This window comes from Leisingera sp. F5, assembly GCF_001593695.1.
Window position 1 is genome coordinate 1 of sequence record NZ_LUKH01000443.1, and the last position, 2,458, is coordinate 2,458.

The 2,458-nt window shown below is 64.2% G+C and carries 3 protein-coding genes and 1 pseudogene; all 4 read left to right on the forward strand.

All coding sequences use genetic code 11. The features are described 5' to 3' along the window. Window positions 1–342 (forward strand): annotated as a pseudogene (locus tag A2I95_RS31615) (branched-chain amino acid ABC transporter permease); the annotation flags it as partial. Between the two features lie 2 nt (window positions 343–344). Beyond that, a complete protein-coding gene (locus tag A2I95_RS31620) occupies window positions 345–1,328 on the forward strand; it encodes a branched-chain amino acid ABC transporter permease (protein ID WP_291736191.1) in 984 nt (327 codons plus the stop codon). Then, a complete protein-coding gene (locus tag A2I95_RS31625) occupies window positions 1,321–2,076 on the forward strand; it encodes an ABC transporter ATP-binding protein (protein ID WP_291736187.1) in 756 nt (251 codons plus the stop codon). The genes A2I95_RS31620 and A2I95_RS31625 overlap by 8 nt, the downstream gene beginning before the upstream one ends. Further along, window positions 2,073–2,458 (forward strand): ABC transporter ATP-binding protein (locus tag A2I95_RS31630; protein ID WP_291736189.1); only part of this gene is annotated, 386 nt, incomplete at its 3' end. The genes A2I95_RS31625 and A2I95_RS31630, both read left to right, overlap by 4 nt.

Consider the following 2,458-nt stretch of genomic DNA (forward strand, 5'->3'; position numbering starts at 1 on the left):
CTGGTGTTCGCCCTTGGCGCCGCATTGGCCGGGCTGGCCGGCGCGCTGGTGGGCGCCATTCAATCGGTGCAGGTCGGCATGGGTGAGCCGGTTTTGATCCTGGCCTTTGTGGTGATCGTCATCGGCGGCATCGGTTCGATCAAGGGCGCCCTTGCCGGCGCGCTGCTGGTGGGGATGACCGATACTTTGGGCGGGGTGTTCCTGCCGCGGCTTTTCACCCTGTTCATGGAGCCTGCCAGCGCAGCCTCGGCCGGGGCGTCGCTGGCATCGATGCTGATTTACATCCTGATGGCCGGTGTTCTGCTGGTGCGCCCGTCGGGCCTTTATGGAGGGAGCGCCTGATGCTGACCCGTGAATACATGCTGAACTGGGCGATGATTGCGGCGCTCTTGTTCGTTCCGCTGGCGGCCTGGTCGCTGGATGAGCCGTTCATCATCACCCTGGCGACCAAGGCTGCGATCCTGGCGCTGGCCGGGGTGGGGCTGAACATCGCGCTGGGGCAGGGCGGGCTGATCAGCCTTGGCCATGCGGCATTTTTCGGCATTGGCGGCTATGCCATGGGCATCCTTGCTGCCCACGCCCAGAACTATGAGCCGCTGTTCGGCTGGCCGTTCCTTTTTGAAGGCAGCAACCAGATGCCGCTGATCTGGCTGGTGGCGGTTGCCGCCAGTGCCTCGGCCGCGCTGGTGATCGGCGCGCTGTCCCTGCGCACATCGGGTGTCTATTCCATCATGATCACGCTCGCCTTTGGGCAGATGCTGTACTACTTCGCGATCAGCTGGAGCGCTTATGGCGGCGAGGACGGGCTGTCGATCTGGGTCCGCAATGAATTCCCTGGTCTCAACACCTTGGACCCGATCCAGTTTTTTGCGATTGCCTATGTAATCCTGTGCCTGGCGCTGTTTTTCGCCGCACGGTTGGCGCGCTCGCCATTCGGATTGGCGCTGGCCGCTGCGCGCCAGAATGAGGACCGGGTAGAGGCGGTGGGTCTCACACCCTTTACCCTGCGGTTGACGGCCTTTGTGATTTCCGGCGCCATCACCGGGCTGGCCGGGGCGCTGTTTGCCGACCTTAACCGCTTTGTCAGCCCCACTATGCTCAGCTGGCACACTAGCGGCGAGATCATGATTTTTGTGATCCTCGGCGGAGTCGGACGGCTGTACGGCCCGGTGGCGGGCGCCGCGCTGTATATTCTGCTGGAGCATCTTCTGGGCGGGATCAGCGACTACTGGCAGATTTTTCTCGGGCTGCTGCTGCTGCTGATCGTGCTGTTTGCCCGAGGCGGGCTGATCGGGGCGCTGGCAGGACGGGAGAAGGCACATGGCTGATGCGGTTCTGAGAACCAAAAAACTGAACAAGAGCTTTGGTGCATTGCAGGCGAGCCGCGATGTCTCGCTGGACGTGCGGCCCGGTGAAATCCACGCGCTGATCGGGCCGAACGGGGCCGGGAAATCAACGCTGATCAAGCAGATCGCGGGCAATATCGCGCCAGACAGCGGCAAGGTGGAGCTGCTGGGCCGCGACGTGACCGCGCTGGATACCGTGGCGCGGGCGCGGATGGGGCTGGGGCGGACGTTCCAGATTTCGGCGCTGGCGATGGAGTACACCGTTCTGCAGAACGCGGTTCTGGGGGCGCTTGGCGGACAGGGGCGCCCGTACCGTTTGTTCCGCAATGTGATGAAGGATCCGGCGCTGCTGGAACCGGCGCGCGATGCGCTGGAACGTGTCGGCCTGAGTGATGACGCCGGCCGCCGCACCGCTGACCTGTCGCACGGCCAGCGCCGCCAGCTGGAGGTGGCCGTGGCGCTGACGCTGCAGCCAAAACTGTTCCTGATGGACGAACCGATGGCCGGGCTGGGCAGCGCCGGGTCCAAGGCGCTGACCGGCTTTCTGGATGATTTGCGGCAGGAGGCGCCGATCCTTTTGGTTGAACACGACATGGATGCGGTTTTTGCCTTGGCCGACAGGATCAGCGTGCTGGTCTATGGCCAGATCATTGCCACCGGGACTGCCGCCGATATCCGCGCCAACGCCGAGGTGCGCCGCGCCTATCTGGGAGAGGAGGACGCCGCATGAACCTGCTGTATTTACAGGGGGTTGAAGCCGCCTACGGTCCGGCGCAGGCCCTGTTCGGGGTCGACCTGGAAATCGCCGAGGGCGAGGTTGTGGCGCTGATGGGCCGCAACGGCATGGGAAAATCCACCACCATCAAGACCATTTGCGGGATGCTCGCAGCCACCAAGGGAGAGCTGCGGTTTGAGGGCCATGATCTGCGCCAGCTGCCGTCGTACAAAATCGCCCGGCTGGGCGTCGGGCTGGTGCCCGAAGGGCGGCGCTGCTTTGCGCCGCTGACGGTTGAGGAAAACCTGACGGCTGCAGCGCGCCCCGGCCCGTGGGATTTTCAGAAAGTTGCAGAGCTGTTCCCGCGGCTGGAGGAGCGGCGAAGCCAGAAAGCCGG